The 12,774-nt window shown below is 67.3% G+C and carries 11 protein-coding genes; 9 read left to right on the top strand and 2 right to left on the bottom strand.

Annotated elements, in window-relative coordinates; all coding sequences use genetic code 11:
• Positions 1-13: 13 nt before the first annotated feature.
• The 5 genes from WKW79_RS32280 to WKW79_RS32260 all read left to right on the top strand — a co-directional run bounded on the left by WKW79_RS32280 (position 14) and on the right by WKW79_RS32260 (position 6,180).
• A complete protein-coding gene (locus WKW79_RS32280; protein WP_340339326.1) occupies positions 14-3,253 on the top strand; it encodes an efflux RND transporter permease subunit in 3,240 nt (1,079 codons plus the stop codon).
• Positions 3,250-3,933, top strand: a complete 684-nt coding sequence (locus WKW79_RS32275) for a protein-L-isoaspartate O-methyltransferase family protein (protein ID WP_340339325.1) — start codon at positions 3,250-3,252, stop codon at positions 3,931-3,933. The genes WKW79_RS32280 and WKW79_RS32275 overlap by 4 nt, the downstream gene beginning before the upstream one ends.
• Before the next feature lie 10 nt (positions 3,934-3,943).
• The gene (locus WKW79_RS32270) at positions 3,944-4,282 is read left to right on the top strand and encodes a rhodanese-like domain-containing protein (RefSeq protein ID WP_340339324.1); all 339 of its coding nucleotides are present in this window, start codon (positions 3,944-3,946) and stop codon (positions 4,280-4,282) included.
• Positions 4,283-4,300: 18 nt separating this feature from the next.
• Positions 4,301-5,824: a TolC family outer membrane protein gene (locus WKW79_RS32265; RefSeq protein WP_340339323.1), complete on the top strand. Its 1,524-nt coding sequence runs from the start codon at positions 4,301-4,303 to the stop codon at positions 5,822-5,824.
• 224 nt (positions 5,825-6,048) lie between these two features.
• Positions 6,049-6,180 carry a hypothetical protein gene (locus WKW79_RS32260; RefSeq protein ID WP_340339322.1) on the top strand — a complete coding sequence of 44 codons (132 nt, stop codon included), beginning with the start codon at positions 6,049-6,051 and terminating at the stop codon, positions 6,178-6,180.
• Positions 6,181-6,203: 23 nt separating this feature from the next.
• Here WKW79_RS32260 and WKW79_RS32255 read toward each other — a convergent pair whose 3' ends face one another.
• Positions 6,204-7,037 (bottom strand): thioesterase family protein, encoded by an 834-nt coding sequence (locus WKW79_RS32255; protein ID WP_340339321.1) that lies wholly within the window; start codon positions 7,035-7,037, stop codon positions 6,204-6,206.
• A 103-nt stretch (positions 7,038-7,140) separates the two neighbouring features.
• Between WKW79_RS32255 and WKW79_RS32250 the strand changes: the two genes are divergently transcribed.
• The 4 genes from WKW79_RS32250 (at position 7,141) to WKW79_RS32235 (ending at position 11,438) form a co-directional block, all read left to right on the top strand.
• Positions 7,141-7,788, top strand: coding sequence for a TetR/AcrR family transcriptional regulator (locus tag WKW79_RS32250; protein ID WP_340339320.1), 648 nt, complete (start codon positions 7,141-7,143; stop codon positions 7,786-7,788).
• 173 nt (positions 7,789-7,961) lie between these two features.
• Positions 7,962-9,614 carry an isovaleryl-CoA dehydrogenase gene (locus WKW79_RS32245; protein WP_340339319.1) on the top strand — a complete coding sequence of 551 codons (1,653 nt, stop codon included), beginning with the start codon at positions 7,962-7,964 and terminating at the stop codon, positions 9,612-9,614.
• Between the two features lie 211 nt (positions 9,615-9,825).
• Positions 9,826-11,133, top strand: coding sequence for a serine hydrolase domain-containing protein (locus WKW79_RS32240; RefSeq protein ID WP_340339318.1), 1,308 nt, complete (start codon positions 9,826-9,828; stop codon positions 11,131-11,133).
• A 23-nt stretch (positions 11,134-11,156) separates the two neighbouring features.
• Positions 11,157-11,438 (top strand): hypothetical protein, encoded by a 282-nt coding sequence (locus WKW79_RS32235; protein ID WP_340339317.1) that lies wholly within the window; start codon positions 11,157-11,159, stop codon positions 11,436-11,438.
• 1 nt (position 11,439) lies between these two features.
• Here WKW79_RS32235 and WKW79_RS32230 read toward each other — a convergent pair whose 3' ends face one another.
• Positions 11,440-12,771 carry a 3-deoxy-D-manno-octulosonic acid transferase gene (locus WKW79_RS32230; RefSeq protein ID WP_340339316.1) on the bottom strand — a complete coding sequence of 444 codons (1,332 nt, stop codon included), beginning with the start codon at positions 12,769-12,771 and terminating at the stop codon, positions 11,440-11,442.
• Between the last annotated feature and the right edge of the window lie 3 nt (positions 12,772-12,774).

Genomic DNA, 12,774 nt, shown 5'->3' with positions numbered 1-12,774 from the left:
TCGAGGGCGCCCCATGTGGTTCACTCGCGTCAGCCTGCGCAACCCTGTCTTCGCCACCATGCTGATGCTGGCGCTGGTGGTGCTCGGTGCCTTCTCGTACCAGCGCCTGCAGATCGACCAGTTCCCGAACATCGACTTCCCGGTGGTGGTGGTCATCACCGAATACCCCGGCGCCTCGCCCGAGATCGTCGAGAGCGAAGTCACCAAGAAGATCGAGGAAGGCGTCAACTCGATCGCCGGCATCAACAACCTCACCTCGCGCAGCTACGAGGGCCAGTCGGTCGTCATCATCGAGTTCCAGCTCTACGTGGATGGACGCAAGGCGGCTGATGACGTGCGCGAGAAGGTGGCCGGCGTTCGCCCGCTGTTCCGCGACGAGGTGAAGGACCCGCGCGTGCTGCGCTTCGACCCGGCCTCGCGTGCCGTGTGGTCGGTGGCGGTGCTGCCGGACCCGGAAGCCAAGCGGGCGCCGAGCGCGATCGAGTTGACCAACTGGGCGGACCAGGTGCTGAAGAAGCGACTGGAGAACGTGCGCGGCGTCGGCTCCGTCACGCTGGTGGGCGGCACCAAGCGCGAAATCAATCTCTACCTCAATCCGGGCGCGATGGAGTCGCTCGGCGTGACCGCCGACCAGGTGGTGAACGCGGTGCGCAGCGAGAACCAGGCGCTGCCGGTCGGCGCGGTGCGCTCGCTGGAGCAGGACCGCGTGGTGCAGATCGATGCCCGCATGGAGCGACCGGAGGACTTCGGCAAGATCATCGTGGCCCGCAAGACCGGCGCGCCGATCCGCGTCGACCAGGTCGCGCGCGTCTCCGACGGCGCGCAGGAAATCGACACCCTCGCCCTCTACAACGGCCAGCGCACGCTGCTGCTTTCCGTGCAGAAGGCGCAGGACGAGAACACCATCGGCGTGGTCGACGGCCTGGTCAAGGCGATCGCCGACATCAAGCCGCAACTGCCGTCCGGCGTGAAGCTCGAACCCATCGGCGACGCCTCCCGCTCCATCCGCGTGGCCGTGCAGAACGTGCGCCAGACGCTGATCGAAGGCGCGCTGCTCACCGTGCTGATCGTGTTCCTGTTCCTGAACTCGTGGCGCTCCACGGTCATCACCGGGCTTACCTTGCCCATCGCATTGATCGGCACCTTCTGGTTCATGCAGATGTTCGGTTTCACGATCAATATGATCACGCTGATGGCGCTGTCGCTGTGCGTGGGCCTCTTGATCGACGATGCGATCGTGGTGCGGGAGAACATCGTGCGCCATGTGCAGATGGGCAAGGCGCCGTACAAGGCCGCGCTCGACGGCACGCAGGAGATCGGCCTGGCGGTGCTGGCCACCACGCTGTCGATCGTCGCGGTGTTCATGCCGATCGGCTTCATGGGCGGCATCATCGGCAAGTTCTTCCACGAGTTTGGCATCACCATCGTGGCGGCGGTGATGATCTCGATGTTCGTGAGCTTCACGCTGGACCCGATGCTCTCCAGCCTCTGGCACGACCCGGCCATCGACAACCACGGCAAGAAGCGCGGCAAGCCCGTCACCCTCTACGACAAGACCATCGGCCGCGTCACCGGCTGGTTCGACGATGCGACCGAGAAGCTGGCCGAGGGCTACCAGTCGATCCTGCGCTGGTCGCTCAAGCACAAGCTGACGACCGTGTTCGCCTCGCTCGGCATCTTCATCGGCAGCATCTTCATGGTGCCGTTGCTGGGCACGGAGTTCGTGCCCAAGGCCGACTTCTCCGAGACGGCGATCAACTTCTACACCCCGGTCGGCTCTTCGCTGGAAGTGACGGAATCCAAGGCGAAGCAGGTCGACGCGATCCTGCACGACATGCCCGAGGTGCGCTACACGCTGACCACCATCAACACCGGCGACGCACAGGGCAAGATTTACGCGAGCGTCTACGTGCGGCTGGTCGATCGCAAGTCGCGCAATCGCAGCGTCGACCAGATGTCGGCCGTGCTGCGCGAGAAGCTGCGTACGGTGCCCGGCATCACCGTCACGCACGTCGGCCTGCGTGATTCGGTGGGCGGCAACAAGCCGATCGAGTTCTCGCTGCAAGGCCCGGACTTGCAGGAGCTGGAGCGGCTGACCAAGCTCGTGACCGAGCGCATTCGCACCATCCCCGGCCTGGTCGACCTCGACTCCAGCCTCAAGCCCAACAAGCCGACGGTGAGCGTGGTGGTCAAGCGCGACGCGGCCTCCGACCTGGGCCTGGGCGTGGCCTCCATCGCGAACGCCTTGCGCACGCTGGTGGCCGGCACCACGGTCGGCACCTGGCGCGCGCCCGACGACCAGACCTACGACGTCAACGTGCGCCTCGCCCCCGAGGTGCGCAACACGCCCGGCGACCTGGCCCGCCTCCCTTTCGTGAGCACCACCATGGGCGCCAACGCCGACGGCAGCAGCCGCATCGTGCGCCTGCAACAGGTGGCCGACGTGCGCGAATCCACCGGCCCGAACCAGATCAACCGCCGCGCGCTGGCCCGCGAAGTCTCGATCAACGCCAACAACGACATGCGCTCGGCCGGCGAGGTCTCGGCCGACATCCGCACCGCGCTCGACGGCATCGCCTTCCCGCCCGGCTACGGCTACCAATTCAGCGGCTCGACCAAGAACATGCAGGAGTCCTTCGGCTATGCGGTGTCGGCGCTGGCCCTGGCGATCATCTTCATCTACATGATCCTGGCCAGCCAGTTCAAGAGCTTCCTTCAACCGCTGGCGCTGATGACTGCGCTGCCGCTGACGCTGATTGGCGTGGTGCTGGCCTTGCTGATGTTCCATTCGACGCTGTCGATGTTCTCGATCATCGGCATCGTCATGCTGATGGGCCTGGTGACCAAGAACGCGATCCTGCTGGTCGACTTCGCCATCCGCTCGCGCGAGCCGCACCTGGCCGACGACGGCAGCACCGTGCCCGGCCTGGACCGCGCCGACGCGCTGCTGCTCGCGGCCCGCGTGCGGCTGCGGCCCATCCTGATGACCACGCTGGCGATGATCTTCGGCATGGTGCCGCTGGCCTTTGCGCTGAGCGAAGGCGCGGAGCAGCGGGCGCCGATGGGCCAGGCCGTGATCGGCGGCGTGATCACTTCCTCGCTGCTGACATTGGTCGTCGTGCCGGTGGTCTACTGCTACATGGATGACCTGGCCAATTGGGCTAGGCGCAGGTGGCAAGGCACGTCAGCGAACCTTAAGAACGGGCCACCTAAAATTCAGCAGTTGTCCCGACTCGACGGAGAGAAATCATGAACCCCCACGCCAACCCCACGCTTGAAAACCTGCGCTTCAACATGATCGAGCAGCAGATCCGCCCCTGGGACGTGCACGACCCGGCCGTGCTCGGCCTGCTCAACGACATTCATCGCGAGGACTACACGCCCGAAGCGCACCGCACCCTGTCCTTCTTCGACATGGAACTGCCGCTCGGCGACGGCAGCGTGCCCGGCGAAATCATGCTGGCGCCCAAGATCGAGGCCCGCACGCTCAATGACCTACAGGTGAAGAAGCACGAGACCGTGCTCGAGATCGGCACCGGTTCCGGCTTCATGGCCGCCCTGCTGGCCAACTGCGCCGCCAGCGTGCTGACCCTGGAGATCAACCCCGCGATCGCCGCCACCGCCGCCGAGACGCTGCGCCGCAACGGCGTGAGCAATGTCGAAGTGCGCGTGGCCGATGGCTCCAAGCCGCTGCCCAGCGGTCCGACCTTCGACGTGATCGTGCTGAGCGGCTCGGTCGCGAAGATCCCGCAGAACCTGCTGGGCTCGCTGAAGATCGGCGGCCGGCTTGCGGCCATCGTCGGCGAGGAACCGATGATGCGCATGCACATCGTCACGCGCACCGGCGAAGGCCAGTGGAGCACCGCACAGCCCTGGGACACGGTGGCGCCGCGCCTGCTGAACTTCCCCGAGCCCTCGCGCTTCGCCTTCTGAGCACGACGCGATGATCGATCAAGTCGCCCCCGCCGACCTGGCCGCCTGGTTCGCCGCCGACGCGGCCGCCGCGCCGGTGCTGCTGGACGTGCGCGAGCCCTGGGAATGGCAGACCGCCAGCGTCACGCCCGCCGGCTTCACGCTGCTCACCATTCCCATGAACGAGATCCCGGGCCGCCTGTCCGAACTCGACCCGGCCCAGCGTGTGGCCTGCCTGTGCCACCACGGCGCGCGCAGCCAGCGCGTGGCCATGTTCCTGGCCCAGAACGGATTCGATGCGCTGGCCAATGTGGCCGGTGGCATCAATGCCTGGTCGGTTCAACACGACCCCACGGTTCCCCGCTACTAGTTTTCTTCAGGACATTTGATGCCCCTCTGGCCCCGGCTGCTCCCACTCCCTGCCGCATTGCTTGTGGCGCTCTCCTTGCCGGCTCATGGCCAGAGCCTGATCGAACTCTACGACGCCGCGCGCGGCTACGACGCCACCTACAAGGCGGCGCTCGCGCAGTACGACGCCAGCATCGCCCGCGCCGCGCAGGCCAAGGCGGGCATCCTGCCGGCCGTGGGGCTGTCGGGCAGCGCCGTGCACAGCAACATCAATGTCGAGACGCCGCAGGCTGACGTCACGCGCAAGATCAACACCGAGGCCGGCGGCATCAATGCCACGCAACCGCTGTACCGCCCCGCCAACTGGGCCACCTACGAGCAGGGCAAGCGCCAGGCCGAGATCGCGCAAGCCGTGCTGACCTCGGCCGAGCAGGACCTCATCGTGCGGGTGAGCCAGGGCTTCTTCGACGTGCTCGCCAGCCAGGACACGCTGGCGCTGGTGCGCGCCCAGAAGGCCGCCACGTCGGAGCAACTGGCTTCGGCCAAGCGCAACTTCGAGGTCGGCACCGCGACCATCACCGACACGCGCGAAGCCCAGGCCCGCTACGACCTGGGGGTGTCCCAGGAGATCGCGGCCGAGAACGACTTGCAGATCAAGAAGATCGCACTCGATGAGCTGGTCGGCCGGATCGGCACCAACCCGACGCCGCTGGCCGCGCCCGTGACCCTGCCCGCCCTGCTGCCGGCGGACGTCAATGCCTGGGTCGCACAGGCCGAGGAAATCCATCCGGCGATCATCCAGGCCAAGCTCGGCGTCGACGTGGCCGGGCTCGAAGTCAAGAAGGCCGAGGCCGGCCACAAGCCCACGCTCGACGTGCAGGCCGGCTACAACGTCACCAACAATCCGCAGGGCACGACCACGGCACTGGGCAAGTCGCGCATCAATGCGGGCACGGTCGGCGTGGTGTTCAACATGCCGCTGTTCGCCGGCTTTGCAACCGAGAACCGCATCAAGGAAACACTGGCCCTGGAAGACCAGTCGCGCTCGATCCTCGATGCGACGCGCCGCACCGTCAACCAGGCCACGCGTTCGGTGTACCTCAGCCTGGTGTCGGGCGCGGGGCAGGTCAAGGCGCTGGAAGCGGCCGAGGCCTCGAGCCAGAGCGCGCTCGATGCCAACCGGCTGGGCTACCAGGTCGGCGTGCGCATCAACATCGACGTGCTCAACTCGCAGAGCCAGCTCTACCAGACCAAGCGCGACCTGGCTTTGGCGCGCTACGGCGTGCTGCTGGGCAACCTGAAGCTGCGCCAGGCCAATGGTTCGCTGGTGCGCACGGACATGGAACCGATCAATGCCGTGTTGGCGCAAGCCGGCAGCCCGGGGGCCGCCGCTTCGCCCACCGTGCCATCGGCCGCGACGATCAGCCCGGTGCCGGTGCCGGCGAATTCGATTCCGGGTGCGACGCCGGTGCCGGTGGTGCCGCAGCAGCCGTTCAATCCGCAGGCGCCGGTGATGCCGGTGCCGCCTCCGCCGCCGGTGATCCTCAATCCGCCGACACGCTGAGTCGAAGCGCACGGGAATGGCGGCAGGGCCGCCGTACGGCCAGTGCCCCGAGATCTGCGCGAAATCAAAAATAGGCGCACGATCATCATCTGCGGCCAATCGATGGCATGCGGACGCAAGCAGACATCGGGTTGCCGTGTGCGTGCCACCTCGTTCGCCGCAGGAAGGAGCATTTGCTCAGCTTCATGTGTCGGCTGGTGCCGGCGCGCTAGGGGAGGAAAAAGATGATTGTTGCTGCCTTGATTGCGGTCACGCTGATTGCCGCGGTCTACGTGGCGCTGAACGTCCTGATCGTGCTGGCGATCGGTCGCTGCGCTTCCAGCATCGCCGCGCGGGCGGCACGTACTGCGAAGTAGGCGATCCAGGGATCGCGAGAGCCTTACGCTGGCGCCTGCGCGCGCTCGCGCAGCACCAGCGTCTGCACGGCAATGCCGACGATGCCCTGCTCGTCATAGAGGTGCGAGCTCACGATGCCGCCGCCATCACCATGGACCTGGCTTTCGGAGCGCAGCCCGATCCATTCGCCGATCGGCTCCCGGTACAGGTGGATGCTGATGTCGGCATTGGAGAACAGGTAGCGGCTTACCGGCAGCACCCAGGCCAGCCCGTTGCCGAAATCCGCCGCTGCGGCAGCGCGCATGGCAGGCGATGTCGGTGCGCCCTGCACCACCGGCATGGCCGTGCGAAACCAGGCGCCCGCAGGGCCGGGCCGCGTCGTATCGCCTTGCGCGACCCGCGTTTCCATGGCCGTGCGATAGAAGGACACGCCCTCCGGCAAGCCCGGAATGCGCACGGGCTCGCTGCTCTGCGCCGGCAGCCGGTCCAGTTGCACGGGCGTCAAGGCAGCGGGCAAGTCGCCCGGCAGCGTCAAGGGGTCGATGCGCATCAGCAGCGCATGGGCGCGGGCGACCAGCGCGTCGCCGGCGAACATGTCGACGGTGACGCGCGCCGTCGAACGCGCCGACTCCGCCTTGAACTGCGTGCGAAGCGGCGACACCGGCACCGGCTTGATGAGTTCCACGGTCAGGCGCGCCAGCCGCCAGCCCGGGCCGGGTGCGGCGCCCTCGGCGATGTGCGCGAGCAATGAGCAAGGCGCGCCGCCGTGCTGCGCCCGCGGATCCCAGGGGCCGCGCGAGTGATCGGTGGGCAGCCACAGCTCGCCCTCCCGCACGTAGACTGCCGAGGCGCCGGATGAAGAAGCGGGATGGGTCATGGATCTCGTGGATGGGGCCTGCGTGAGTGAGGCCGGTGGAAGGATGAAAAAATTCTAGTGGCCTGCCTCGGGCCATCCGTGTCGCCGTTGTCGCATTCCCCGCATGAAATCACCCCCTGCCCCCTCCAAGCGAAGAAGGCCGCTCCAGTCGCGCTCGAAGGAGACTTCGCGCGCATTGCAGGAAGCCTTCGTGCAACTGCTGGTCGAGCGCGATTACGCCCGCGTGACGATCCGCGAGATCGTCATGGTGGCCGGCACCGGCCTCGGCAGCTTCTACCAATACTTCGCCAGCAAGGACGAACTGGCCCGCACCTGCATCCACCTGCGCACCAAGGCGCTGCTGCAGGCGATGCGCGATGCCGTCAACGAGAACGCCGGACGGCCACTGCCTGACATCGTCGACGCCATGCTCGAATCACAGCTCGCCGCCGTGCGAGAGCGACCGCGGGAATGGGGTGTGCACTTCCTGCTGGAGCGGCACCTCTCGGGTCCCGAGGCCTATCGCAAGATGTACGGCCAGTTCATCGACGAATGGGTCCATGCCTTCGACGCCAGCAGCGGCCTGCCGCCCACCTTTCCGAAGCAGGAGGCCGCGCAGGTCAGCCAGGCCATCCTCTATGAACTGGTGGCCGCCACGCACATCCGCCTCGCTGACAAGCCCGATCTCGCGTTGCTGGAGCGACAGTGCCGCGACGCGCTGCATGGCTACCTCGGGCGCGTTGCGTCGCAGTGCGGCGCGGGAAAAACCTGAACAAGCGCTGCGATACACACGTCCAGAAGCCGCCGCGCCATTCGTCTTCGCCTGCCTCACGCCCTGGGAAACGCCAGCGGCACGCCACCGCATCCGGAGGCCCGAACCTGAACATTCCCCAGGGCGTTTTTCCCTAGACTTGTCCCAGCACCATCACAACATCGAGGCAACGCATGTCCTGGCAAACACACGAGGTCAGCAACCAGTTCGACGAACTGCAAGACTACAACCTGTTCACGACCGACACCCCCCTGCGCGAGGCGCTGTCACGCGCAGGCGCCGACTGGGCCGTGCCGCAGATGACGGCCTTCGGCGAGACGCTGGGCAAGGCCGAGACCTGGCAGCTCGGCGCCGATGCCAACAAGTACAAGCCCGAGCTCGACGCCTTCGATGCACGCGGTCGCCGCATCGACAGCGTCGCTTTCCACCCGAGCTGGCACCAGCTCATGGCGCTCTACCGCGGCGAAGGCCTGATCTCGCTGCCCTTCCGCGACGAGCAGCAGCGCGGTCGCTGGGCCACCTGGGCCGCGGGCTTCTACCTGAACGGCCAGGTCGAGGCCGGCGTGCTCTGCCCCGCCACCATGACGCAGGCCGCGATCCCGGTCATCCGCAAGGAACCGGCGCTGTGGGAGAAATACGCGGCCAAGCTGATGAGCAACGAATACGATCCGCGCGACATCCCCATGGACCAGAAGAAGTCGATCTGGATCGGCATGGGCATGACAGAGAAGCAGGGCGGATCGGACGTGCGCGCCAACACCACCACCGCCACGCCGGTGGGCCTGGGCGGGCGCGGGGGTGAATACCTGATCCGCGGTCACAAGTGGTTCTTCTCGGCGCCGATGTGCGATGCGCACCTCGTGGTCGCGCGCACTCAGGAAGGCGGTCATTCCTGCTTCTTCGTGCCGCGCTGGCGGCCGGACGGCAGCAAGAACCCGGTGCGCATCCAGCGCCTCAAGGAGAAGCTCGGCAACCGCAGCAACTCCAGCAGCGAAGTCGAGTTCCAGGACGCACTCGGCATCCTGATGGGCGAGGAAGGCCGCGGCATCCCGACCATCATCGAAATGGCCACCTTCACGCGGCTGAACTGCGTCGTCGGCAGCTCCGCCTTCCTGCGCCAGGCCGTGGCGCAGGGCGTGGGCTACGCGCGCAAGCGCAAGGTGTTCGGGCGCCTGCTGGTCGAGCAGCCGCTGATGCGCGCCGTGCTGGCCGACCTGGCGCTGGAAAGCGAAGCCGCGCTCGCGATGTCGATGCGGCTGGCCGAAGCCTTCGAGCACGGCGAGGAGCCGGGCCAGCGCTTCTGGAAGCGCGTGATGACGCCGGCAGCCAAGTTCTGGGTCTGCAAGCGCGCGGTGGAGGTGTCGGGCGAGGCGATGGAGATCTTCGGCGGCAACGGCTACGTAGAGAACGGCCCGATGGCCCGCATGTTCCGCGAGGCGCCGGTCAATTCGATCTGGGAAGGCTCGGGCAACGTCATGTGTCTGGACGTGATGCGCGGCATCGGGCGCGATCCGGAAGGCGCGCATGCGCTGCTGCACGAGTTGGCCGCCGATGCAAGGGGCGATGCGCGGATCCTCGGTGAGTTGAAGGCCCTCGGCGAGATGCTGATGCAACCGCCCGAACAGCTTGAAGCGCTGGGCCGCCAGTTCACTCAGCGGCTGGTGCTCGTGGCGCAGGCCACGCTGCTGCGCAAGACCGCTCCTGAGACCGTCTCCGAAGGCTTCATCGCGACGCGCCTGGACCCGCAATGGGGCCGTGTCGTCGGTGCGATCGACACGCGCAAGCTGGACGTCGCCGCGCTTCTGGCGCGCGCCTTGCCGGAATAAGGCGCGGTATCGAGGCGCCTGCGGCGCCTTTCCTCCGTTGAGCGCATGGCTCCCGTTGGGTCTCGTGCGTTCGCCCGACGGACTGCGCTGTGCCCGACACAGCCTTGCCACGCGTCAACGAAAACGAAAGTACGCGCATTGGTGGCAAAGTCGCGGCACCCGCCTGGAATGGCGGGTACCTGCTGGCCAGTCCGACACGCAAGGAGGAAACATGAAAAGAACGATCACCGCCGCCATCACGGCCCTCATGGCAAGCGCCGCCATCGCGCAGGGACCGGCGGCACCGCCTGACCCCGCAGCCAGCGACCCCATCGCCCTAGGCTGGATGCAGGGCTCGCCGCCCGCGCCCGACAAGACCGTGCACTGGGTCGACGGCAGCTTCTACAAGTTTCCGGCGACACGCTGGTCCTTCGCGCACTGGAACCAGCTCATCCCCGCCTCCGACATCTGGCGCGGCGACGGCAGGGTCGCCGCATTGCCGCGCGCCGAGCGCAAGGACATCGCCGGCATCAGCTTCCAGCCCGCCAACGGCGGCGCCACCATGACCTGGGAGCAGGCGCTCGCCGCGAACTACACCGACGCCATCGTCGTGCTGCACCGGGGCCGTATCGTCTACGAAAAATACTACGGCGCAATGTCGCCGCAGACGCGCCACATCGCGATGTCGGTGACCAAGTCCTTCATCGGCACGCTGGGCGAGATGCTCGTGGCCGAGGGCAAGCTCGACCCCGCCGCCAAGGTCGTGCAATACATCCCCGAGCTGAAGGACTCTGGCTACGCCGAGGTCACCGTGCGGCAGGTCATGGACATGACCACCGGCGTCAAGTTCTCCGAGAACTACGCCGACACCAGTTCCGAGATCTGGACCTATGCGCGTGCCGGCGGCGTGCTGCCGCGCCCGGCCGGCTACAGCGGGCCGCAGAGCTTCTACGAGTTCGCCAGGACCGTGCAGAAGGACCCCGATGCCGCCGCGGGCGCCTTCCGCTACCAGACCGTCAACACCGACGTGCTGGGCTGGCTGATCCGCCGCGTGACGAACAAGACGATTGGCGAACTGCTCTCGGAACGCTTCTGGACCAAGCTCGGCATGGAGCGCGACGCCATGATCGCAGTCGACCCCAGCGGCAACGAGTTCGCCGGTGGCGGCCTGATCCTGACCGCGCGCGACATGGCCCGCTTTGGCGAGATGATGCGCAAGGACGGCAAGTTCAACGGCCAGGCGATCCTCCCCAAGGCCGTCGTCGACACCATCCGCAAGGGCGGCGACAAGGAGGTCTTCGCGCGCGCCGGCTATGCCGCCCTGCCCGGCTGGAGCTATCGCGACATGTGGTGGGTCTCGAACGACGACCACGGCGTGTTCGCCGCCCGCGGCGTGCACGGGCAGACCATCTACATCGATCCCAAGGCCCAGGTCGTGATCGCGCGTTTCGCCTCGTCGCCGCAGGCTGCCAACGCCGTGACGGACCCGGTCATGCTGCCGGCCTACCGCGCGGTAGCAGATCACCTCATGCGTCGATAGGCACCCTTGGAGAGAATCGCGCCGTGAAACCGCACCGCTCGCCAGACCGCCACTACCCCGAGAAAACCGCGTTCGTGCGCGCACAGTTGCGCGCGGGACGCCGGGTCTCCGAACTCGCCAACCAGCTCTACCGCGAGGGCACCCACGCCGCCCAGATCATGCTGATCTTCCACCAGGCTACCCACGCGACCCTTGACGAGCTCAAGGGCTTCGGCCGCTGGTGGGGCATGGGCGGCGTCACCGACGCTGACGCCTTCGATGACTGGGCGAGGGAGGTGTTCGGCGATCCGCCGCGCCTCACCTAGGCTACTGCTCCGCCTCGACCGGCTCCGCGATCGCCAGCAACGCCTCCGCCGTACGCTGCGCGGCGCCTCGGTTCGATGACGAGAAGGCCAGCGCGGCCTGCACCATCGCCTCGTGCTTGACCGGGTCGGCCACCAGTTGCACCGCCAGCTTCACCGCCTGCTCCATGTCGTTGGCACGCAAGGATGCGCCCGCAGCCAGCGACAGCTCTGCGGCTTCCGCGAAGTTGAAGGTCGACGGGCCCATGACGACAGGACAGCCGCAGGCCGCCGCCTCGATCAGGTTCTGCCCACCCAGCGGCTCGAAGCTGCCGCCGAGCAGCGCCACATGCGCCAGCCCGTAGTACAGCGCCATCTCGCCGAGCGAATCGCCGAGCCAGATCTCCGCGTCGCCCTGATCCTGATCGGCAGCGCTGCGGCGCGCCACCTTGAAGCCGTTGGCCTCAACCAGCGCAGCCACTTCGTCGAAACGCTGCGGATGGCGCGGCACGATCATCCATTGCACGTCATGCACGCGCTTGGAGATCGACCGGATGGCCGTGTGCTCGGGCGGCACCGGCGCGGTCGCGCCGAAGCGCTTGAGCACTTCGAGCAACTGTTGCTCCTCACCGTCGCGCGAACTCGCGAACACGATCACCGGCTTGGGCAGGTTGGCCCGCAGGTTGGCCGCGGTCGCAAGCTGTCGCGGTTCCGGCGCGGCATCGAACTTCATGTTGCCGAAGATGCCGGTCACCTTGGCGCCCAGCGACACCAGCCGATGCGAGTCGGCCTCGGTCTGCGCCCACACTGCGCGCAGCGACGAATAGGCGGGACGCGCAAGCCAGCCCAGGCGCTCGGCCGAGGCCAGCGACTTGGCATTGAGCCGCGCATTGGCCAGCACCAGCGGAATGCCGCGCTCGGCGCAGGCGGCCGTCATCTCGGGCCAGACCTCGGTCTCCATCAGCACGCCGATGCGGGGCGAGAAGCGGTCCAGGAAGCGCGCCACGGCAGCGGGCGTATCCCAGGGCTGCCAGACCTGGACATCGCCCGGTTGCAGCAGCTTGGCGCCTTCGTCGCGGCCCGTGGCGGTGCCATGGGTCAGCAACAGGCGAATCCCCGGCGCCTGCCGGCGCAGCTCCTCGATGAGGATGCCCGCGGCACGCGCCTCGCCGAGCGAGACGGCATGGATCCAGCACCAGTCGGTGCCGCCGGGTGTGGTGGGGTAATGGCCGAAGCGCTCTTCCACCGCGACCGCATAGCCGGGTTCGGCGACGGCGCGGCGGCGGAGCTTCCGGCGCAGCAATGGCTGCATGAGCCAGGTAACAACGCCATAGAGGCGCAGGGACAACGAACGCACTGT

The organism is Variovorax robiniae (assembly GCF_037889955.1).
Classification (GTDB): domain Bacteria; phylum Pseudomonadota; class Gammaproteobacteria; order Burkholderiales; family Burkholderiaceae_C; genus Variovorax; species Variovorax robiniae.
This window is presented reverse-complemented; position numbering and strand designations above follow the sequence as displayed.